Here is a 19,672-nt window from a genome sequence, read left to right as displayed (position 1 = left end):
AGGCGTGCCCGGCCGGCCGGCAGGGACGGCCGTGGCGCTCGTACTGCTGCTCGCCGCGCTCACCGGCTGCGAGCGGGGCTCCTCCACCCGGCCCGCGCCCCCGCCGCCCCCGAGGACGGCGACCGTCGGCTGTCCAGGCACCCTGGGCCGGGCCGGCGCGGCCGTCCGGCGGGCCGAGTCGGCCGCCCCCGTCTGGAACGGCCCGGCCACCGGCCCCCGGGCGGTCCCCGGCAAGACCCTCGTCTACGTCGCGCAGTCCATGACCAACCCCGGCGTCGCGGGCACCGTCGCGGGCGTACGGGACGCCGCGCGCGTCATCGGCTGGAACGTACGGGTGATCGACGGCCAGGGCACCCCGTCCGGCATCCAGGCCGCGTTCAGCCAGGCCGTCACCCTGCGCCCCTCGGGCATCGTCGTCGGCGGCTTCGACCCCCGGCTGACCTCCCGCCAGGTGGCCCGGGCCGACGCCGCGCGCATCCCGCTCGTCGGCTGGCACGCGGTCGCCACCCCCGGCCCGAGCGAACGCCCCCGGCTCTTCACCAACATCACCACCAAGGTCGAGGACGTCGCCAGGATCAGCGCGGACTGGGTCGTCGACCACTCGGGGGGCGACGCCGGGGTCGTCGTGTTCACGGACGCCTCGATCCCGTTCGCCCGGCACAAGTCCGACCTCGTCGAGGAGCAGCTCGCCACCTGCCCCGGAGTGCGGCTGCTGGCGGAGGAGAACATCCCCCTGCCGGACACGAGCAGCCGCACCCCCCAGGAGGTCTCCTCGCTCCTCGCCCGCTTCGGGGACGACTGGACCCACTCCGTCGCCATCAACGACGTCTACTTCGCCGACGCCGCCCCGGCCCTCCGCGCGGCCCGCAAGAAGGGCGCCGGCGCCCCGTACAACATCGGCGCGGGCGACGGCGACCCCTCCGCCTTCCAGCGCGTCGAGAGCCGGCAGTTCCAGGCGGCCACCGTCCCCGAGCCGCTCTCCCAGCAGGGCTGGCAGGCCGTCGACGAGTTCAACCGGGCCTTCTCCGGCGCCCCCGCCAGCGGCTATGTCGCGCCCGTCCACATCGCCACGGCCGCGAACAGCGACGGGGCCACATCCTGGGACCCACCGGGATACCGGGAGGCATACCGGAGGATCTGGGGCCGCTGACGCCACCGAATCGAAGGGAAATCGGCGGTGAAGAGTGGCACATCTCCTAGTGGACACCCCTTGAAGGATCGAAAGAGCGTCGGGTTAGCATGTGAGCGCCTCCTAGCTCGAAAGAGAAGCCTGTGACTGTCAACGACGACTCGTTCACAAACTGGAAGAACCGCGAGGAGATCGCGGAGTCGATGATCCCGATCATCGGAAAGCTGCACCGCGAGCGCGACGTCACCGTTCTGGTGCACAGCCGCTCCCTGGTGAACAAGTCGGTGGTCAGCATCCTCAAGACCCACCGATTCGCCCGGCAGATCGCCGGTGAGGAGCTCTCGGTCACCGAGACGCTGCCCTTCCTCCAGGCTCTCACCACGCTCGATCTCGGCCCCTCCCAGATCGACATCGGCATGCTCGCCGCGACGTACAAGTGCGACGACCGCGGCCTGTCGGTGGAGGCGTTCACCGCCGAGGCCGTCGCCGGCGCCACGGGCGCCAACAAGATCGAGTGCCGCGAGGGGCGCGACGTCGTCCTCTACGGCTTCGGCCGCATCGGCCGCCTCGTCGCCCGGCTGCTCATCGAGAAGTCGGGCTCCGGCAACGGTCTGCGGCTGCGCGCCATCGTGGTGCGCGGTGGCGGCGATCAGGACATCGTCAAGCGTGCCTCGCTGCTGCGCCGCGACTCGATCCACGGCCAGTTCCAGGGCACGATCACCGTCGACGAGGCGACCGACACGATCCTCGCCAACGGCAACGAGATCAAGGTGATCTACGCCAACGACCCGTCGGAGATCGACTACACGGCGTACGGCATCAAGAACGCCATCCTCATCGACAACACCGGCAAGTGGCGCGACCGCGCGGGCCTGTCGGAGCACCTGCGCCCCGGTATCGACAAGGTCGTCCTCACCGCGCCGGGCAAGGGCGACGTCCCGAACATCGTCCACGGGGTCAACCACGACACGATCAAGCCCGACGAGCAGATCCTGTCCTGCGCGTCCTGCACCACCAACGCGATCGTCCCGCCGCTGAAGGCGATGGACGACGAGTACGGTGTGCTGCGCGGCCACGTGGAGACCGTCCACTCGTTCACCAACGACCAGAACCTGCTGGACAACTACCACAAGGCCGACCGTCGCGGCCGCTCGGCGCCGCTCAACATGGTCATCACGGAGACCGGCGCCGCCTCCGCCGTCGCCAAGGCCCTGCCCGACCTCAAGGCCCCGATCACCGGCTCCTCGATCCGCGTCCCGGTGCCGGACGTCTCGATCGCGATCCTCAGCCTGCGCCTGGGCCGCGAGACCACCCGCGAGGAGGTCCTCGACTACCTCCGCAACGTCTCGCTGACCTCGCCGCTCAAGCGCCAGATCGACTTCACCACCGCGCCGGACTCGGTCTCCAGCGACTTCATCGGCTCGCGCCACGCGTCGATCGTCGACGCCGGTGCCACCAAGGTCGACGGCGACAACGCGATCCTCTACCTCTGGTACGACAACGAGTTCGGCTACTCCTGCCAGGTCATCCGCGTCGTCCAGCACGTCTCCGGGGTGGAGTACCCCACCTACCCGGCCCCGCTGGCCTGATCCGGCAGAGCCCGAGCGGCCGTGGCCTCCGCCCGTACACACGGGTGGAGGCCACGGCCTTTCCTTCACGGTCCGGTCAGGGGGCCGGTTCGAGGCCCCAGGCGACGGCCCGGCCTGCCGCTGCCACGCGGTTGGGGACGTCGAGTTTGGCGAGGATGTGCTCGATGTGGGTGGCGACGGTGCGCGGGCTGACGTACAGGCGGTCGGCGATCTCGCGGTTGGTGCGTCCCTGGGTGAGTTCCGCCAGTACTTCCAGTTCGCGCGGGGAGAGCGCCGCGGGGCGGGCGACCGTGCGGCACACGACGACCGTGCGGCCTCCCTGGCGGGTCAGGTGGAGTTCGAGCATCCGCTGCCGGTACGGCACCAGCACCGTGGCCGGCAGGGTGCGTCGGGCGGCCGTCCGCCGCAGCAGGGCCACGAGCGGGGAGCCGGCCTCGGTGAGACCGGGCAGCGGCTCCCCGCTCAACAGCACCGGAGCCGCTTCTTCCGCGCCTTCCGCGCCTCCGGCGCCGTCGGTGTCCGGCAGGAGGACGGCGCAGGTGTCGCCGGTGCCGCCGGGCCCCTGGGAGCGGTGCCCGGCGAGCGGGTCGGCGACGGCCGCGAGGCACTCGCCGAGCAGGGTCATCACGGCCCGGACGGCCGGCTGGTCACACCGGGCCCGCTTGGTGCTGACATTGAGGATGCCCACGTACCGGCCGTCCGCGGTGAACAGGCACTGCGCCACGCCGTCCTGGATGCCCAGGGGTTCGAGGACCTCCTGGAACCCGGTGGAGACCCCTCGCACCGGCTCGGGCACGTCGTGCCACCAGCTCGTCGTGCCCGGCGCGTGCCGGATGAGCGCGAAGGCCGGATCATCGTGCAGACGGGTCTCGATGTAGCGGGTGGTGCGCGTCGGGTAGCTGCCGGCCAGCGTCACATGGCGGCGGAGCAAGGGGTCCCACCGGGACAGTGCCGCGTGGTCGTGATCGATCAGCGCCGAGAGCGCCGTCAGGACGGCTTCGGCACCACCCTTCTCCCGCACCGCGTGGCGCGCGGCCTCGCGTACGCCGAGGGCGGCGCCGAGGATGTCCGTCGTGCTCGGCTGCGCTGTCACGGTCGTCGGCGGCTCGGCTGTCATCCGCTCAGAATGATCACCGGGTGTCCGGAGGTCAAACGGTGAGTTCGTCATGGACGATGTCGCCGCCGACGGCGGTGAACACCACCGGTACGGCGGGGATGTCGTGCGGGTCGGTGGCCAGCAGATCGTCCGCGAGCACGCACAGGTCGGCGACCTTGCCCACCTCCAGGGTGCCCTTCCAGTCCTCGGCGAAGTCCTGCCAGGCCGCGTCGGAGGTGTAGGTGCGCAGGGCCTCGGCGAGCCGGATGCGCTGGTCGGGGCCGCTGACGCGGCCGCTGGCCCTGGACTCGCGCAGCATCATCGTGGAGACGCCCTGCCGCCAGTCGGGGAGGGTGACGGGGGCGTCGGAGCCGCTGGTGACGGTCACGCCGGCGTCGATCGCGTCCCGGTAGGGCCATTCGTACCCCGCCCGCTGCGGGCCGACGAACTCCTCCTCGAGGTCGGCGACGGTCCACTTGATGGTGGGGTTCATATTGACGCCGAAGCCGTGGCGCGCCAGCGTCCGCATGCTCCGGGCGGTGAGGAAGTCGCCGTGGATGACGTAGTGCCGGGCGTCGGGCCGGGGCCGCTCGGCGGCGGCCGCGGCGAAGGCGTCGACGACGGTGTCGATGGCCCGGTCGCCGGTGACGTGGACACCGGCCTGGTATCCGGCGGCGTGGGTGTACCGGATCATCTCCGCGATCTGCCCGACGCGTTCCACGTCGGTGTCCCCGCCGACGCACAGCGAGCCGCAGCCGCCGCCGATGTACGGCTCGTGCATCCAGGCCGTCTTGTTGACCGGGATGCCGTCGGCGAACAGCTTGACGCCGAGGACGGCGAGCCGGCGGGGGTCGGTGGACGGCAGTTCGTCCATGGCCGACAGAGTCCTGACGAAGTCCTCGGCCGTGCTGGTCATTCCGGTCGGCAGGAGCAGTACGCCGACGCGCGCGGTCAGTTCGCCGTCGGCGAGCAGGCGCCGGTAGACGTCGAGGGTGCTGTGGGCGAGGGCGCCGCGCATCAGGGCGTCGCCGCCCGGGCCGAGGCCGGGCTCGGTGTAGCTGGTGATGCCGAGCCGGGCCAGGGTGCGCAGCGTGGCGCGGATCGCGTCGGCGCGAACCTCCGGGGAGAGCACGGGCAGCGCCTCGTGGACGAGGTCCTGGGCGCCCTCCTGGAGGAGGCCGGTGGGCTCGCCCGCCGCGTCGGTGGCGATGACGCCTCCGGGCGGGACGGGGGTGTCGCGGTCCACTCCGGCCCGTGCGAGCGCCGCGGAGTTGACCCAGGTGGCGTGGCCGGTGGCGGAGTACAGCAGGACGGGGTGATGCGGGCTGACGGCGTCCAGGTCGTGTCTGCCGGGCAGCCGGGAGGGGTCGGCGACGCACTCGGCGAGGTAGCCCGCGTCCCACCCGTGCCCTGTGATCCACTCCCCCGCGGGGGTCGACTCGGCGGCCTTCCGCACGGCCTCGGCCACATCGGTCAGCGACCGTACGGCGGGGTGGGAGACGTCGACGGACAGCGGGGGCCTGGTGAGCCCGAAGGCGCAGCCGTGCAGGTGGGTGTCGTTGATGCCGGGCAGGAGGGTCCCGCCGCCGAGGTCGATGATCCGGGTGGCGGGGCCGGCGTGCGCCATGACCTCGGCCCGGTCGCCGACCGCGCTGATGTGGCCGCCGGTGACGGCGAGGGCGGAGGCGACGGTGAAGCGGGAGTCGACGGTGAGGACCGAACCGTTGACGAAGACGAGATCTGCCGGAGCGGCGGGCACAGTGATGTCCTAACTGACAGGGGTCGCTGACGGGAGCTCCCGCACGATCGGCCGGGGAGCCGAGAGCACTGTGCGTCAGGGAGGCGTGCGCGCACATCGGTCATCCAACCGATGTCCGGCCGCGGCCGGCCGGGCGTCCGACCGGCCGGTGACGACTCGTCGCTCAGGTCGCGGGGACGAGCCGGTAGCCCTCGCCGTCGGCGGTGACGTGTCCGGCGGTCGGGGGCGGGAAGTGGGTGCCCAGCAGGAGGGTGTCCGTGCCGGCGAGCGCGGCGAGGAGTTCGCGGCGCGTGCGGACGGCCTGTTCGGGGTCGATGTCGACGCAGCTGGTGATCGCGGGGTGTGCCAGCTGTACGGGGTGGTGGACGCAGTCGCCGGTGATGACCGCCGTCCGTCCGGTGCTGTGGAGTTCCACGGCGACCTGGCCCGGCGTGTGCCCGGGGGTGGGGAGCAGCCGGACGCCGGGGGCGATGTCGGTGGGGCCGTCGCCGGTGTCGGCCAGGTCGATGAGCCCGGCGTCGTGGATCGGGTCGACGGAGTCGCGGAACATCTGGCGGCGGTTCTCGTCCATGCTGTCGGCCTGGCCCGCCCAGTGGTCCCATTCGGTGCGGGAGGCGACGTAGCGGGCGTTGGGGAAGGTGGGGATCCACGTTCCGTCGTCGGCGGCGCGGGTGTTCCAGCCGACGTGGTCGGTGTGGAGGTGGGTGAGGACGACCAGGTCGACGCTCTCGGGCGGGAAGCCGGCGGCGGTGAGCCGCTGGAGGTAGCCGGTGTCCAGTTGGTTCCAGGCGGGGTTGGCGCGGGTCTTGCCGTTGCCGATGCCGGTGTCGACGACGACCTTCAGGCCGCCCGCCTCGAAGGCGAAGCTGTGGCTGGCCAGCCGGAGGGTGCCGTCGGGGGCGGCGAAATCGGGCCGGAGCCAGGGCTCTTCGGTCACGACCGCGGGGGTGGCTGCGGGCAGCAGCCAGGCGCCGGTCTCCGGCAGGAGGGCGATCTCGTCGACGCGGTGCACGACGACGTCGCCCACCGTCCAGGTCTGCTCGGTCCGGTCCATGGGAAAGCCCCTCCGTTGACTCAAAAGCTCATCTTTTGCGTTAACTGATCGTAGCCCTTACTCTCCACTAACGCAAAGAATCTGCTTTTGACCGGAAGGCCGGACGCACCATGATCACCTCAGAGGAACACGAAGCCGCCGTGGCCGCCACGGCGCGGCACATCCGGAACGTGATCGGCACCCTGCGGGAGCTGGACCTCGGCACGACCGCGCCCGCGGCGGCGTACCACCCGGGAGAGGAGCGGACCGATGGAACCGTATGAGCTGACCCTCGCCGACGCGGCCGGGGCGATCGCCGCCGGCGGGCTCTCGCCGACCGAGCTGACCGGCTCCGTCCTCGACCGGATCGAGGCGGTGGAGCCGCGCCTGAACGCCTACGTCGAGGTCCTCGCGGACGACGCGCGGCGCGCCGCGGCCGCGGCGGAGCGGGAGATCGCCGCGGGGCGGCGCCGGGGCCCGTTGCACGGAGTCCCGATGGCCCTCAAGGACCTGATCGACGTGGCCGGGCTGCCGACCACGGCCAGCTCCCGGGTGCGGGAGCACCACGTGGCGGAGCGGGACAGCACCGTCGCCGCCCGCCTCGCGGAGGCCGGCGCGGTCCTGCTGGGCAAGACCCACACGCACGAGTTCGCCTACGGGCTGACGACCCCTCAGACCCGGAACGCCCGGTCCGCCGACCGGGTGGCGGGCGGTTCCAGCGGGGGCTCGGCGGTGGCGGTCGCCGCCGGGACGGCCACGTTCGCCCTGGGCACGGACACCGGCGGCTCCATCCGGGTCCCGGCGGCGCTGAACGGAGTGGTGGGGCTGAAGCCGACGTACGGGCTCGTCCCCGTCGACGGGGTGGTCCCGCTCTCCTGGTCCCTGGACCACGTCGGCCCCCTCACCCGCACCGTGGGCGACGCCGGGCTCGTGCTCGCCGCGCTGACCGGGCGCGACACGCCCGCGGCGGGTGGTGCGGCCGGGGTGCGCGTGGGCGTCCCGCGCAACCACTACTTCGAGCGGGTCGCGCCCGAGGTGGCGGAAGCGGTACGGGCGGCGACGGCCCGTCTGGCGGACCTCGGGGCGCGGCTCGTGGACGTGGAGATCCCCATGGCCGACCACGTCCAGGGCACGCAGTGGGGGCTGATGGTGCCCGAGGCGTCCGCCGTGCACGAGGAGACCCTGCGCACGTCCCCGGAGCTGTACACACCGGACGTCCGCCTCCTGCTGGAGGCCGGCGAACACGTCCCGGCCGGCGACTACCTGCGGGCCCAGCGCGCCCGCGCCCTCATGCGGCAGGAGTGGGCGCGGCTGTTCGCCGAGGTGGACGTGGTCGCGGCGCCGACCGTGCCCATGGTCGCGGCCCGCGCCGACCAGCCGGCCGTGGCGTGGCCGGACGGCACCATCGAGCCCGTGTCCGACGCCTATGTGCGGCTGTCCGCCCCGGCGAACATCACCGGCGCGCCCGCGCTGTCCCTGCCGGTCGGCGTCGACGGTGCCGGGCTGCCCATCGGGATGCAGCTCATCGGGCGGCCGTTCGGCGAAGCGACGCTCCTGCGCGTCGGCCGCGCCGTCGAGGAGGCCTGCGCGAGTCTCGCGCCACCCGCCCCGCTCGCGGCCTGACCACTCCCCCGGCCCGCGGCCGGACCGGGCCACACGCAATGATTGTGCGTTAAGGTGAGGGGCATGAGCCCCAGACCAGCAGTCCGACCCGGAGGACGCAGCGCCCGCGTCCAGGAGTCGGTGCACCGGGCCGTACGCGAGCTCCAGGCCGAAGGGGCCGCTCTCACCGTGCCGCTCGTGGCGGCGCGGGCGGGAGTGACCCCCTCGACCGTCTACCGCCGCTGGGGCGATCTTCAGGAGCTGCTCTCGGACGTGGCGGTCGAGCGGCTGCGCCCCGAGGCTCCCCCGGCGGACCACGGGAACCTGCGCGCGGACCTGGAGCACTGGGCCGCGGCGTTCCTGGAGGAGATGTCGTCCCCGCCGGGCCGGTCCTACGTCCGGGACGCCCTCGCGGGCGACCCGGACGGGCCCAACGCCGGGCAGTGCTCGGCGTTCGCGCGCGAACAGGTCGAGGCGGTCCTGTCCCGCGCCGCGCGGCGCGGCGAACACGTGCCGGACGCCGAGACGGTGATGGACCACGTCGTCGCCCCGATGATGTACCGCGTCCTCTTCCGCCCGGGACCGCTCGACGCGGGCTACGCCCGCGAGCTGGTCGCCACCGTCTTCTACCGGCTCATGCCGCTTCCGTGACCGAGGCGCCCCGGTCGCGGCGGTATGCCGCTGCCGCCTCCTTGTACTGCCGGTGCTCGGCCGCGTGGTCGGGGGCGTGGGAGCCGGTGGTGAAGAAGCGTTCCAGGCCCTGGCCGGCACCGACCGCGAGCGGACCGGAGCGGGCGAACATCACCTCCTCGTAGCGGGTGAGGGCGGCGTCCAGGGTGGGCTCCTCGGCCACTGCCCGGGCGAGTTCGGCCGCGTCGAGCAGGGCGAGGTTCGCGCCATTGCCGCCGAAGGGCGACATGAGGTGGGCCGCGTCGCCCACCAGCGTCACCCCGGGAGTGCGCTCCCAGACGAGCGGGGCGGGCAGGGCGTACAACGGCCGGTTGACGTAGCCGTGGTCGGCGTCGGTGAGGAAGGGCAGCAGTCGCGCGTCCCAGCCGCCGAACTCCGCGAGCAGGAAGTCCCGTACGGCGGCGCCGTCGTCGAGGGCGACGCCCGCGGCGGTGTGCCAGTCGTGTGCGGTGCGCATGCCGATGTAGGCGCGGATGTGGCCGCTGCTGTTGCGCTGGGCGATGATCGCCTGGCCGTCGCCGTTGTTGGCGAACACATGGCCGTCGCCGACGAGTCGGGCGATCCCCGGGTGGCGGCGCTCGACGTCGTCGAAGCGGACCTCCAGCAGCGAGACGCCGCTGTAGCGGGGGACGGCGTCGCTGACGAGCGGCCGCACCCGCGACCAGGCGCCGTCGGCCCCGACCACCAGGTCGGCCTCGGTGTGACCGCCGTCCGCGAAGGCGAGGCGGTGCACGCCTTCGCCCAGCGGCTCGGCGGCGAGCACCTTGTGCCCCCACCGGACGGTCCCGGGCGCCACGTGCGCGGCGAGCATCGCGCGCAGCTGACCGCGGTCGATCTCGGGCGCCGCGTCGTCGTCCGGGCCGGGGACGAAGGAGGCGAGCACGGCACCGTGCTGGTCGAGCCGGAGCTTGGCCTGCCCCTCGGGACGGGCGAGCGCGGTGAACGCGTCCATCAGGCCGGCGTCCTCGAGCGCGATCTGCCCGGAGTCGGCATGCAGGTCGAGGGTGCCGCCGCCGTCACGGGCGTCGGCGGACGCGTCGGCGTCGTACACGGTGACGTCGATGCCGTGCCGCTGGAGGACGCGGGCACACATCAGGCCGGCGGGCCCGGCGCCGACGACGGCGATGCGTGGGGTGGTCTTGGTCGTGGTCGTGGTCTTCATGAGGAGCTCTTCCCTACTCAGAGTTACTGAACGGGCGGTCGGTAAGCTCCACGCTAGCTGAACGGGCGGTCGGTAAGCAATAGCTGAACGAGCGGTCGGTAAGGGGGTGGGTAGGATGGCTCCGACAAAAGGGAGTGAGGAACAGGCATGACGTCCGCCAAGTCCACCAAGGGAAGCGACCGGCGCTCGGGCGCGGAGACGCGCGCCGAGATCCTCCGCGTCGCGCTGAGGCTGTTCACGGAGAAGGGCTACGAGGCGACGTCGACCAGGGACCTCACCGAGGCACTCGGGCTGACGAAGTCGTCGCTCTACTACCACTTCCGCAACAAGGAGGAGATCGTGTCGAGCCTCCTGACCGCGCGCCGCCACGACCTCGACGACCTCGTCGAATGGATCGCCGCCCAGCCGAGAACGCCCGACCTGCCGCGGCGGGCGGCACAGCGCTGGCTCGACTCCACCACCCCGGAGCATCTCCAGGCCATGCGCCTCGCGCACGCCAACCAGCCGCTCATCCGGCGGCTCGCGGCGGACTGCGGGGACGTCCGCACGGGTTTCGACCGCGTCATCGACCTGCTCGCCGACGAGGACGCGAGCCCGCAGGACCGCATCCTGCTGCGCATGTCCTTCGACACGGCCGGCGCCGCGCTCCTCACGGTGACGGGCACGGACGCCGACCCGGCCGACATCATCGCCGCCGCCCGCCGCGCCGGCCGCGCTCTCGCCAGCGAGAGCGCGCACCACGGGCGGGGAGGGCCGGGCGGGCCGGGCGGCTCGGCCGCTTCAGGCGATTCGGGCGATTCGGATGACTCCGTGTAGCGCGTACGGGTGCGGCCCCGGCGTCTGTTGGGACAGACACCGGGGCCGGGGTGTGCCGCCGCTCAAGCGGCTGTGGGGGTGGTGGTACGGGGGTGGTCGCCTGTCCCCACGGCCTCCCGGGACGTTCGTCCTGCGGGCGGCCGTGGAGGCCATACGAGGGGGTGAGGCCCCGTCATCCCGTGACGGTGACGTTGACGGTCATGTTCTCGGAAACGCTCCACCGGCCGTCGGCGCGACCCACGGCGTAGCTGACCCGGACCATGCCGGGTGCGGGCCAGGGGAGGTGGAAGACGGTGCTCGCCCCCACCGCCGAGGCGGCGACGAGCCGGGTGTCGATCAGTGAGGTGCGCAGGATCCCGGTGTCCCAGCGCAACCGCACCTCATCCCCGGCCGACATGCCCGCGTACGGGCCGACGCGCACCACGAGCCGTGCCACGCCGTCGCGTGCGGTGATCGCGCCATTGCTCGCCCCGTCCACCTCGGGCGGCGCGAGCGGCTTTTCGTCCATCCTTCAGGACCTCCTACGGACGCCGTCATCCGTCCGCCGGGCGGCGGCGGACCCGGCCCCGGGGCCATAGTCCCCTGTCCGGCCGATCCGTACACGTCCTGTTTGCCCTGAGTTCACACCTGCGTAAGCGGTGGCGGCGCGTCCGGCCCGGCCCCCGCGCCTGTCACCTGCCGCCTACCGCCTACCGGGAGGTGAGCACCTTCGACTCGCGCTCCAGCTGACGCCGCTCCCTCCCCTTCGGATGGCGGACGACGACGCCGGCCATGCCGCCCGTGCCGGTGATACGGAGGAGCGGGGTGTCCGGGGCGTGGTCGGGGGTGGTCCTGTCCTTGACGCCGCCGAGACCGGGCTCGATGCCACTGGTCTCGGCGGCCCAGTCGTCGGGTATGACGACGACGACGCCCGCCATCTGGCCGTGGACTTCGAGGTCAATGGCTCGGGGCGGGCACTCGGCCCGGGTGAAGTCGAGGACGACGCCGCCCATGCCACCGTGGGCGGTCACGTGCGACGGGACCTTCCAGCCGCCCTTACGGACGGCACCGTGCAGACCGCCCTTGAGGACCAGCGGGCGGTCCTCCACGAGCTCCCGCCCCGCACCCGCTATGCCCTGGAGACCCGCGCCCCGGAGACCCGCGCCTTGGAGATCGACCGTCAGTACGGCCAGTTCGCCGTGGGTCTTCGCGTTGAGCGCCTGTTCGAGCCGTTCGTCCAGCTCGTGGAAGTCGATGCGGCCCTCGACCGCGGCCTGCTGAAGGCGCTGGACGACCGTCTCGCGGTCGGTGTGGGACGCGCGCTGTTCGCCCCAGGGGGCGGCTTCCGGGAACCCTGCTGTCATGGGTACGAGCCTAGGGACGCCACCTGTCCGGCCGCCCCCGGGAAGCCCCTGGGGGAACCCTGATCCCACCCCTACGGGACGCGCCCGCCGTAGAGTGAGGGCGGCCGGAGGGGGAACGATGGCAAGGGTCCACAGCGAGTTACTCCGCGCGCTGCCCATGGCGCTGAAGGAGCACGCCGCGCGCCGGGGAGGGAACACCGCCTACGAGGACGCACGGCGGAGCGTGACCTACCGGGAGCTGGAGCGGCGCACCGCCCGGCTGGCGGGCCACCTCCAGCGGCTGGGCGTACGACCCGGCGACCGGGTGGCGCTCTGCCTGGGCAACCGGGTGGAACTGGTGGAGAGTTGCCTCGCCGTCGTACGCGCGGGGGCCGTGGGCGTGCTGCTGGACCCCGGCGCGACGGACGCCGAACTGGCCCACCAGCTCCGGGACTGCGAGCCCGTGCTGGCCTTCACGGAGGCCGCGCCACCACCGGTGACCGGGCACGCCGGCCCGGCTCTCCGTACGGTGGCCGTGGGCGCCGCGGCGACCACGGGGAACGGCCCCGCCACCGCCCTCGCCTCGCTCGCTTTCGAGGACCTCGCGACAACCGACCCCGGGATCCCGCCCCGCGACGACCTCGGCCTCGACGAACCCGCCTGGATCCACTACACCTCGGGCACGACCGGGCGGACCAAGGGCGTGGTGTCCAGCCAGCGTGCCGCGTTGTGGTCGGTGGCGGCGGGATACGTTCCGCTGTGGGGGCTGGGTCCGCGGGACCGTCTGCTGTGGCCGTTGCCGATGACCCACGCCTACGCGCACTCGCTGTGCCTGACGGGTGTGGTCTCGGTGGGGGCGAGCGCCTGCCTCCTCGACCGCGGCGCGAGCCCGGCACAGGCCCCGGCCGGGCGGCCGTTCACCCTCCTCGCCGGCGTGCCCGCCACATACCGGCTGCTGATGGACGAGACGCGCCGGGCGTCCCGGCCGCCGCTGCCCGGCCTGCGCCTGTGCGTGACCGGGGGCGCGCCCTGCCCCGAGGAGCTGCGCGCGGAGGTCGAGGAACGCCTGGGCGCCCCGCTGCTCGACGGCTACGGCAGTACCGAGACGTGCGGAAAGATAGCGATCACCCCGCTCACGGCCGCCCCGGCCGGCGCATCGACACCGCCGGTGCCGCTGCCCGGCGTCGACGTACGGCTGACCGAGCCGACGACCGGCGAGGACGTCACCGGCGGGGACGAAGGGGAGATCCGCGTCCGCGGCCCGCTTCTGATGATCGGCTACCACGATCGCCCGGACGAGACCGCTCGGGCCCTCGGCGACGGCTGGTACCGCACGGGGGACCTCGGGCGCCGCACCCGGCACGGCGGTCTGCTCGTCACCGGCCGGGTGAAGGAACTGATCATCAGCGGCGGCGAGAACATCAACCCCTCCGAGGTCGAGAACGTACTGCTGCGCTGCCCCGGCGTCACCGACGCGGCGGTCGTCGGCGGACCGCACGACGTACTGGGCCAGGTGCCCGTGGCGTTCGTGGTGCCCGGCCCGCAGGGGGTGGACCACGAGGCCGTCCGTCGCGCGTGCCGCGACCAACTGTCGGCCTTCAAGGTTCCCGTCGAGATCCACGAGAGCACCGCGCTGCCCCGTACCGTCTCCGGAAAGACCGAACGGCGGCTGCTGGCCCGGCGATTGGCCGAGCACGCGCCGGAGGCACGCGCGACCGCCACCGCTGCGCTCCTCGCGCGTCTGCGGCCGCTGCCCGCACCCGCGCGGTACGAGGCCCTCCTGCGGCTGGTCCTGGACGCCCTGGCCGCCACCGGCGGCGTATCCGGAGAAGTGGCACCGGATCTGCCCTTCACCACTCTCGCGCTCGACTCTCTCGGGGGCGTACGGCTGCGCGACCGGCTCGGTACGGCGACCGGTCTGGCGTTACCCGCGACGCTGGTGTTCGACCATCCGACGCCCGCCGCCGTCGCCCGAAGCCTGTACGCCGCCCTCCTCGACGAGCCCGAGACCGAGCCCGAGCCCGAGCCCGCGATCGATACCAGTGCCCGCACCGCCATGACGCCCCATCAGAGCAGGGACGACCGCGAGCCGGTGGCCATCGTCGCGATGGCCTGCCGCTACCCGGGAGCCACGCGCGACGTCACCTCCCCGGAGGACCTGTGGCGGCTGGTCGCGGACGGGACCGACGCGACGTCCGGCTTCCCGTCCGACCGCGGCTGGGACCTGGCCGGGATCTTCGACCCCGACCCCGACCGGCTCGGTACGTCCGTCACCCGCCGGGGAGGATTCCTGCGCGGGGCGGCGGACTTCGACGCGGCCCTCTTCGGTATGTCCCCCAGGGAGGCCCTGGCCACCGACCCGCAGCAGCGGCTGTTGCTGGAGGTCTCGTGGGAGCTGCTGGAGCGGGCGGGCATCGACCCGGCCGCCGTGCGCGGCAGTGACACCGGCGTGTTCGTCGGCGTGATGCACGACGACTACGCGGGCCGTCTGCTGCACCGGGGGCCGCACGAGCTGGAGGCGCATCTCGCGCTGGGGTCGGCGGGCAGCGTGGCGTCCGGGCGTATCGCCTATCAGCTGGGGCTGCGTGGGCCCGCCGTGACCGTGGACACCGCCTGTTCGTCGTCGTTGGTGGCGCTGCACTGGGCGGCCCGGGCACTGCGGTCGGGCGAGTGCTCGCTGGCCGTCGCCGGAGGAGCGACCGTGATGGCCACGCCGGCGCCGTTCGTGGCCTTCAGCAGGTTGCGCGGTCTGGCACCGGACGGCCGGTGCAAGCCGTTCTCCGCGGCGGCCGACGGTACCGGCTGGTCCGAGGGGGTGGGCCTGGTCCTGCTGGAGCGGCTGTCCGACGCCCGGCGCAACGGTCACACCGTGCTGGCCGTCCTTCGCGGTTCGGCCGTCGCCTCCGACGGCGCCTCCAACGGGCTCACCGCCCCCAGTGGCCCCGCCCAGCAGCAGGTCGTCCTCCGGGCGCTGGCCGACGCGGGTCTGTCGCCGGCCGACATCGACACCGTCGAGACGCACGGGACGGGCACCGCGCTGGGCGACCCCGTGGAGGCCCAGGCGCTGCTGGCCGTCCATGGGCGCGAACGCCCCCGGGAGAGGCCACTGTGGCTGGGCGCGCTCAAGTCCGTCATCGGGCACACGCAGGCCGCGGCGGGCGTCGGCGGGGTCATCAAGACCGTCATGGCCATGCGTCACGGAACGCTGCCGCGCATCCTGCACTGCTCACAGCGCTCCCCTCACGTGGACTGGTCCTCGGGACGGGTGCTGCCGCTGACGGAGGACCGGCCCTGGCTGCCGGTGCCGGGCCGTCCCCGGCGTGCCGGAGTGTCCGCGTTCGGGATCGGCGGGACCAACGCCCACGTCATCCTGGAGGAGGCCGCCCCTGTGGCAGCAGCCACCTCCCGGCCCACGGCGCGGAAACCCGTACCCGCGCTGTTGCTGTCAGGAGGGAGCGTGGACGCCGTCCGTGCCCAGAGCCGGCGGATCGCCGGCCTGCTGCGGCAGGACCCCGAACTGTCCCCGCTGGACGTCGGCTTCTCCCTGGCCACCACCCGCGCCGCGCTCCCCCACCGCGCCGCCGTACCGGCCGGCGACCGTACCGCGCTGCTCGACGCCTTGGACAGCCTGGCGGCGGGCACGATCCGCGGAAACGTCGTCCAGGCGACCGCCGCGCCCTCGGCCCGGCTCGCCGTGCTCTTTCCCGGCCAGGGGACGCAACACCCGGGCATGGGCCGCACCTTGCACGACGCGTTCCCCGCCTTCGCCACCGCCTTCGACTCCCTCTGCGAGCGTTTCGACGAGGCGTTCAAGGCCGACCGGAGTGGCTGGAAGCCGCTGCCCCTCCGGGATGTCCTGTGGGCGGAGGAGGACACCCGGGAGGGCCGGGCGGTCCTCGACCGGACGGACATCGCCCAAGCGGGCCTGTTCGCCTTCGAAACAGCGCTGTTCCGGCTGCTGGAGTCCTGGGGTGTACACGCCGACATCCTCGCCGGGCACTCCTTGGGGGAGCTGGTCGCGGCCCATGTGGCGGGCATCCTGACGGAGCACGACGCCGTGGCCCTTGTGGCCGCGCGCGGACGGCTCATGCAGCGGCTCCCCACGGGCGGGGCCATGGTGTCCCTGGAAGCCTCCGAGGACGAAGCCCTGGCCGAACTGGCCGAACTCGCCGAACTGTCCGAGGTGGCGGATCGCATGGCCGTCGCCGCGGTGAACGCACCGCGCTCGGTCGTCGTCTCCGGTGCGGAGGCGGCGGTGCTCGCCGTCGCGGACCGTTTCACCGCCCGTGGGCGACGTGCCACCCGGCTGCGGGTCGCCCACGCCTTCCACTCCCCGCTGATGGAACCGGCGCTCACCGGCTTCGGACGGATCGCCTCGGGCCTCACCTACCACGAGCCCCGCATCCCGGTGCTGTCGTCCCTGACCGGCCGCCCGGCCGAAGGGGACGACCTGCGCTCGGCCGCCTACTGGGTACGTCAGGCCCGCGAAACCGTACGCTTCGCCGACACGGTGGGCCGGATCACGCACGACGAACACGTGACCGTGCTCGCCGAACTCGGCCCCGGCGCACCCCTCACCGCGGCGGCGACGGCCGCATGGGCGGAGGAGGTGGAGGAGGCGGAGGAGAACGACCGTCCGCCCGCGAGGGAGCCGGTGTTCACCGCCACCGTGCGCCCCGGGGCCCCGGAGCCCGTCACGCTCCTGTCCGCCGTGGCGCGGCTCCACGTGGAGGGCGTCACCGTCGGCTGGCACCGGGTGTACGAAGGCAGCGGCGCCCGGCGCGTCGAGCTGCCCACCTACCCGTTCCGGCGGCAGCGCTATTGGTTGCCCGACAACGCCACCCCGCCGACGCCCGCTGGGGACGATACCGGCCATCCGTTGCTCACCGAGACCGTCACTCTGGCCGGAACGCGACGCCTGCTGTGCACCGGCCGGCTCTCCGCCACGGACCAGCCGTGGCTGTGCGACCACGCCGTCGCCGGACGCGTGCTCGCACCCGCGACGGTGTTCGCCGAAATGGCCCTCCACGCCGGTGACGCCTGCGGGCTCGACGTACTGGAGGACTTCGTCCAGCTGGCTCCCCTGGACCTGCCCGGCACGGACAGCCCGATCCAGCTCCAGATCGTGCTCGGCGAGCCGGACCCCGACGGCCGCCGCGCGGTGGACGTCCACTCCCGCCCCCGCGCGTCGGGCGCGCTCGGTGCCTGGACCCACCACGCGACGGGACGGCTCGGCCCCGTCACGGCCGTCACGGCAGCCCGGCAGGACAGCCCGGAGGGCCATGACGAGGCGTGGCCGCCGGCAGGGGCCACGCCCGTGGACCTCACCGGCGCCTACGAGCGACTGGCCGACGCGGGGCACGCCTACGGCACGGCCTTCCGGGGCGTGACGGCCCTGTGGCGAAGGCGCGCGGACGACGACGGGCCGGGGGACCGGGCCGCGTCGGAAGAGTTGTTCGCCGAGGTGCGGCTGCCCCGGGCGCTGCACCCCGAAGCGCGCCGCTACGGCATCCATCCCGCGCTCCTGGACGCGGCACTGCACGCCCGCCTGCTCGCCACCGCGCCGAAGGCCGGTCCCGCCCGTGTCCCCTTCGCCTGGCGCGGCACGGCCGTCCACGCCGTCGGGGCCACGGCACTGCGCGTCCACATCCGCACCACGGGAACGGACACGTTCACCGTGCGCCTCACCGATCCGTCGGGCGCGCCGGTGGCCCGGGTGGAGTCCTTGACCACGCGCCCGCTGCCGCCGTCCCCGCCCGGCGCCGTGGACGGTGTCGATGAGGGGGAGGGAACGCTGTACCGCCCCCACTGGGTCGGCCTTCCGGTCGGCGGGGGCGGGCAGGCGCCGGCTGTGGGGGCACCCGACGACCTGGGGCTGGGCGCCCTCTTCCCCGGCACCATTACCGCTGAGGGCGACACGGGACCGAGGGCAACGGTCGTCTCGCTGGCCGGCTCATCGGCGGGCGAGTCGGTCGCGGACACGCATGCGCCGGCCGCGCGGGCCCTTCGGGTGCTGCGCGAGCACCTGTCCCGTCCGGCGGTGCGCGGTGAGCGACTGGTCGTGGTCACGCGCGGGGCCTGCCGCCCCGGTCCGGACCCTTCGGATCTGCCGGCGGCGACGGTATGGGGTCTCGTGCGTTCCGCGCAGTCGGAGTACCCGGACCGGCTGGTGGTCGTCGACCTGGACGGGCATCCCGCGTCCGCCGCTCTGCTGCCCGCCGCCATCGCCACCGGCGAACCGCAACTGGCCCTCCACGAAGGCGCTGTCCGTGTCCCCCGCCTGGCACTCGCCACGCCTTCCGTCCCCCTGGAAAGGCCACCCCTCAACGGCCTCATGGGCGGCGGCACCGTGCTGATCACGGGAGGCACCGGAGGGCTCGGCGCGCTCCTCGCCCGGCACTTGGCCGACCGCCACCGGGTCCGGCATCTCGTCCTTGTCAGCCGCCGTGGTCCACGGGCGGCAGGAGTGGCCGCGCTACGGGCCGCGCTGGAGCGGAGCGGGGCGCGCGTGGACGTACTCGCCTGCGATGTCGCCGATCGCGCTCGACTGACGGACGTCGTCGCACGGTACGCCGCCACTCTCACGGCCGTCGTGCACGCGGCCGGTGTGCTGGACGACGGCATCCTGGAGTCCCTCACTCCGGAACGGCTGGAGGCGGTGCTGCGGCCGAAGGCGGACGCGGCCTGGGCCCTCCACGAGGCCACCGGGGACCTGCCGTTGTCGCGTTTCGTCCTGTTCTCCTCCGCCGCCGGCCTGCTGGGAAACCCGGGACAGGCCAACTACGCCGCCGCCAACGCCTTCCTCGACGCCCTCGCCCGCCACCGCGCCGCCCTCGGTCTTCCGGCGCTGTCCCTCGCCTGGGGGCCGTGGGGCGGACAGGACGGCATGGCGGCCGCGCGACCCGACCGCCCCGGCGGAGCGGCGGTGGACGGATTACTGCGACCGATGCCGCCCGCCCGCGCGCTGGCCCTGTTCGACGCCGCACTGGCCACGGACGAACCGGTGCTCGCGCCGCTCCTGATCGCCCCACCGAGCGCCGGCGCCACCCCTGGCAGCGTCCCACCACTCCTGCGGGAGCTGCGGCGCCCGGCTCGCCCCACGGCCCACTCGACGTCCGAAGGCGACGGCTCCGACGCGACGGCCATGACAGCCACGACAGCCACGACATGGCGGTATCGGCTCGGCGTGCTGCCGGACGCCGAGCGGGAGCCGGCGCTGCTGGAGCTGGTCCGTGAGGAGATCGCCGAGGTGCTCGCCCATCCGCACGCGTCGGCCGTGGCACCCGACCAGCCCTTCCTCGAACTGGGCTTCGACTCCCTCACGGGGGTCCTGCTGCGCAACCGTCTGAGCGCGTGCACGGATCTGACCCTGGCCGCGACCGTCACCTTCGACCGGCCCAGCGCCCGGGAGCTGGCCGGTCATCTGCACGATGAGCTGCGCCGGGCAGGGGCCTTCTCGCTCCCGCCCTCTTGA

Annotated in this window: 13 protein-coding genes; 7 read left to right on the top strand and 6 right to left on the bottom strand. The window is 73.5% G+C overall.

Features of this window, described 5'->3' with window-relative positions; genetic code table 11:
- Positions 1-31 precede the first annotated feature (31 nt).
- A complete protein-coding gene (locus tag AB0E98_RS23910; RefSeq protein ID WP_361705941.1) occupies positions 32-1,150 on the top strand; it encodes a substrate-binding domain-containing protein in 1,119 nt (372 codons plus the stop codon).
- 122 nt (positions 1,151-1,272) lie between these two features.
- Entirely contained in the window at positions 1,273-2,718 is a 1,446-nt protein-coding gene (locus AB0E98_RS23905; protein WP_361705939.1) for a glyceraldehyde-3-phosphate dehydrogenase, read from the top strand.
- Positions 2,719-2,794: 76 nt separating this feature from the next.
- Here the strand turns inward: AB0E98_RS23905 and AB0E98_RS23900 are convergent, their stop codons facing one another.
- The 3 genes from AB0E98_RS23900 to AB0E98_RS23890 form a co-directional block, all read right to left on the bottom strand.
- Positions 2,795-3,835: a LuxR C-terminal-related transcriptional regulator gene (locus AB0E98_RS23900; protein ID WP_361705937.1), complete on the bottom strand. Its 1,041-nt coding sequence runs from the start codon at positions 3,833-3,835 to the stop codon at positions 2,795-2,797.
- Between the two features lie 31 nt (positions 3,836-3,866).
- Positions 3,867-5,573: an amidohydrolase gene (locus AB0E98_RS23895; protein WP_361705934.1), complete on the bottom strand. Its 1,707-nt coding sequence runs from the start codon at positions 5,571-5,573 to the stop codon at positions 3,867-3,869.
- Between the two features lie 163 nt (positions 5,574-5,736).
- Complete coding sequence (locus AB0E98_RS23890) at positions 5,737-6,627, bottom strand: MBL fold metallo-hydrolase (protein WP_361705931.1); 891 nt, start codon at positions 6,625-6,627, stop codon at positions 5,737-5,739.
- Positions 6,628-6,737: 110 nt separating this feature from the next.
- On the opposite strand from AB0E98_RS23890, the gene AB0E98_RS23885 reads away from it, so the two are divergent.
- The 3 genes from AB0E98_RS23885 to AB0E98_RS23875 all read left to right on the top strand — a co-directional run bounded on the left by AB0E98_RS23885 (position 6,738) and on the right by AB0E98_RS23875 (position 8,859).
- On the top strand, positions 6,738-6,890 hold the full coding sequence (locus tag AB0E98_RS23885) for a hypothetical protein (protein WP_164737929.1): 153 nt from the start codon (positions 6,738-6,740) through the stop codon (positions 6,888-6,890).
- Positions 6,877-8,229, top strand: coding sequence for an amidase (locus AB0E98_RS23880; protein ID WP_361705928.1), 1,353 nt, complete (start codon positions 6,877-6,879; stop codon positions 8,227-8,229). The genes AB0E98_RS23885 and AB0E98_RS23880 overlap by 14 nt, the downstream gene beginning before the upstream one ends.
- Before the next feature lie 63 nt (positions 8,230-8,292).
- Positions 8,293-8,859 (top strand): TetR/AcrR family transcriptional regulator, encoded by a 567-nt coding sequence (locus AB0E98_RS23875; protein ID WP_361705925.1) that lies wholly within the window; start codon positions 8,293-8,295, stop codon positions 8,857-8,859.
- On the opposite strand, the gene AB0E98_RS23870 is transcribed toward AB0E98_RS23875, so the two are convergent.
- Positions 8,843-10,060, bottom strand: a complete 1,218-nt coding sequence (locus AB0E98_RS23870) for an NAD(P)/FAD-dependent oxidoreductase (RefSeq protein ID WP_361705923.1) — start codon at positions 10,058-10,060, stop codon at positions 8,843-8,845. The genes AB0E98_RS23875 and AB0E98_RS23870 overlap by 17 nt on opposite strands.
- A gap of 147 nt (positions 10,061-10,207) precedes the next feature.
- Between AB0E98_RS23870 and AB0E98_RS23865 the strand changes: the two genes are divergently transcribed.
- Complete coding sequence (locus AB0E98_RS23865; protein WP_361705920.1) at positions 10,208-10,876, top strand: helix-turn-helix domain-containing protein; 669 nt, start codon at positions 10,208-10,210, stop codon at positions 10,874-10,876.
- Between the two features lie 172 nt (positions 10,877-11,048).
- Here AB0E98_RS23865 and AB0E98_RS23860 read toward each other — a convergent pair whose 3' ends face one another.
- Together AB0E98_RS23860 and AB0E98_RS23855 are read right to left on the bottom strand one after the other, a co-directional pair.
- Positions 11,049-11,384, bottom strand: a complete 336-nt coding sequence (locus AB0E98_RS23860; RefSeq protein ID WP_361705917.1) for a hypothetical protein — start codon at positions 11,382-11,384, stop codon at positions 11,049-11,051.
- Between the two features lie 181 nt (positions 11,385-11,565).
- Positions 11,566-12,219 carry a DUF1707 domain-containing protein gene (locus tag AB0E98_RS23855; RefSeq protein WP_361705914.1) on the bottom strand — a complete coding sequence of 218 codons (654 nt, stop codon included), beginning with the start codon at positions 12,217-12,219 and terminating at the stop codon, positions 11,566-11,568.
- 118 nt (positions 12,220-12,337) lie between these two features.
- Here AB0E98_RS23855 and AB0E98_RS23850 point away from each other — a divergent pair, with 118 nt between their 5' ends.
- Positions 12,338-19,672, top strand: a complete 7,335-nt coding sequence (locus AB0E98_RS23850) for a type I polyketide synthase (protein ID WP_361705912.1) — start codon at positions 12,338-12,340, stop codon at positions 19,670-19,672.

The organism is Streptomyces sp. NPDC037389 (assembly GCF_040636475.1).
Taxonomy (GTDB): domain Bacteria; phylum Actinomycetota; class Actinomycetes; order Streptomycetales; family Streptomycetaceae; genus Streptomyces; species Streptomyces hesseae.
The sequence above is the reverse complement of the archived record's forward strand: the minus strand, read 5'-3'. Positions and strand labels throughout refer to the sequence as shown.

What these genes read in the sequence shown, in the direction of transcription:
- AB0E98_RS23875 (WP_361705925.1), top strand. Translation starts at nt 8,293, where the DNA reads ATGAGCCCCAGACCAGCAGTCCGACCCGGAGGACGCAGCGCCCGCGTC.
- AB0E98_RS23880 (WP_361705928.1), top strand. Translation starts at nt 6,877, where the DNA reads ATGGAACCGTATGAGCTGACCCTCGCCGACGCGGCCGGGGCGATCGCC.
- AB0E98_RS23855 (WP_361705914.1), bottom strand. Translation starts at nt 12,219, where the DNA reads ATGACAGCAGGGTTCCCGGAAGCCGCCCCCTGGGGCGAACAGCGCGCG.
- AB0E98_RS23850 (WP_361705912.1), top strand. Translation starts at nt 12,338, where the DNA reads ATGGCAAGGGTCCACAGCGAGTTACTCCGCGCGCTGCCCATGGCGCTG.
- AB0E98_RS23890 (WP_361705931.1), bottom strand. Translation starts at nt 6,627, where the DNA reads ATGGACCGGACCGAGCAGACCTGGACGGTGGGCGACGTCGTCGTGCAC.
- AB0E98_RS23865 (WP_361705920.1), top strand. Translation starts at nt 10,208, where the DNA reads ATGACGTCCGCCAAGTCCACCAAGGGAAGCGACCGGCGCTCGGGCGCG.
- AB0E98_RS23860 (WP_361705917.1), bottom strand. Translation starts at nt 11,384, where the DNA reads ATGGACGAAAAGCCGCTCGCGCCGCCCGAGGTGGACGGGGCGAGCAAT.
- AB0E98_RS23885 (WP_164737929.1), top strand. Translation starts at nt 6,738, where the DNA reads ATGATCACCTCAGAGGAACACGAAGCCGCCGTGGCCGCCACGGCGCGG.
- AB0E98_RS23870 (WP_361705923.1), bottom strand. Translation starts at nt 10,060, where the DNA reads ATGAAGACCACGACCACGACCAAGACCACCCCACGCATCGCCGTCGTC.
- AB0E98_RS23900 (WP_361705937.1), bottom strand. Translation starts at nt 3,835, where the DNA reads ATGACAGCCGAGCCGCCGACGACCGTGACAGCGCAGCCGAGCACGACG.